The organism is Protofrankia sp. CiP1_Cm_nod4 (assembly GCF_982290645.1).
In genome coordinates this window covers 1-1,151 of record NZ_CEVIVC010000159.1, presented here as the reverse complement: position 1 = coordinate 1,151, position 1,151 = coordinate 1, and the positions used below count along the sequence as shown (strand labels likewise).

Sequence of the window (1,151 nt, the reverse complement as noted above, 5' to 3'; positions counted from 1 at the left end):
GGGTGCCGCTGAGCTCCCCGGGCCGTCGATGGCCGCCGGGCGGACGGCGGCGGGGGCGTGGCCGGGCTGGCCGGCGATCGGCACCGCGCCCAGTGCCAGGGGATAACGGTCACTGACCGCGACGATGAGTCGTCCGTTGTTGTGCCGGATGTCGACTGTCGCGTCGGTGCCGGCGTGCACGATCACGTTGGTCACAAGCTCGGTTACTAATAGTAGTATTATATCGACGGTATCGGCGTGGAGACGGCCGTGCAACGTGTCGATAATGAACCGGCGGGCCGATCTCGGTGAATCGATGACCGGTGGAAGTGTGAGGGTGCGGCGGAACCCCTCTTCGCCGAGCATGTGAAGCATGCCGGTCAGTCTCTCCTGTGTTGTCCGGTCATGAGGGATTGGCCGTCGCAGGGGGCGCGGCTGGCGGATCTTCCGAGCCGGTCCGGCCGGCACGCGCGGCACCAGGCCGGATGGATCCGCTATATCCGCACAGCAAGCCCTGACGGATACTGTCGCCGAGCACTGCTGGATGCTTGATGAACGGGCGCCGGTCCGTTCCGATGGTCTGCCAGACGTGAGAGATTCCCGCGCACGCCGGTTTGGAGGGCTCCACCATGACGATGGTGTCGGAATCCGCGCCCGTGGACGACCACTTCATCGACGATTTGCTCGGTGCGCTGACGGCGTTGTGCGCGGGTGACTTCTCCGTCCGTCTCGGGGAGCGGTCCGGCCGCGACGCGCTGGTCGCCCAGCGCTTCGACGAGCTGGCCGCCCTGCAGCAGCGGCACTCCGGGGAGCTGGAACGGGTCAGCAAGGTGATCCGGCGGGACGGCCGGCTGACCGAGCGGATGGCCGACCTCGGTTTCGAGGGTGGCTGGGCGCTGTCGAGCCAGGCGGTCAACTCGCTCATCGACGACCTCGCGCGCCCGACACACGAGGTCGCGCGTGTGATCGCGGCTGTCGCGGATGGCGATCTCTCGCAGCACATGGCGCTGGAGATCGCCGGACAGCCGGTGCGGGGTGAGTTCCTCACGATCGGCACGACCGTGAACACCATGGTGGACCAGCTCTCCTCGTTCGCGGACGAGGTTACCCGGGTGGCGCGGGAAGTGGGTACCGAGGGCAACCTGGGCGGCCAGGCACGAGTCAAGGGCGTC

Annotated in this window: 2 protein-coding genes; one reads left to right on the top strand and one right to left on the bottom strand. The window is 67.7% G+C overall.

The window, feature by feature from the left end:
- Nucleotides 1-354, bottom strand: a 354-nt coding sequence (locus AC5LSR_RS20915) for an ATP-binding protein (RefSeq protein ID WP_493468875.1), incomplete at its 3' end; no start/stop codon positions are given.
- Nucleotides 355-608: 254 nt separating this feature from the next.
- Between AC5LSR_RS20915 and AC5LSR_RS20910 the strand changes: the two genes are divergently transcribed.
- On the top strand, nt 609-1,151 hold a 543-nt coding region (locus AC5LSR_RS20910; RefSeq protein WP_493468874.1), incomplete at its 3' end, for a HAMP domain-containing protein.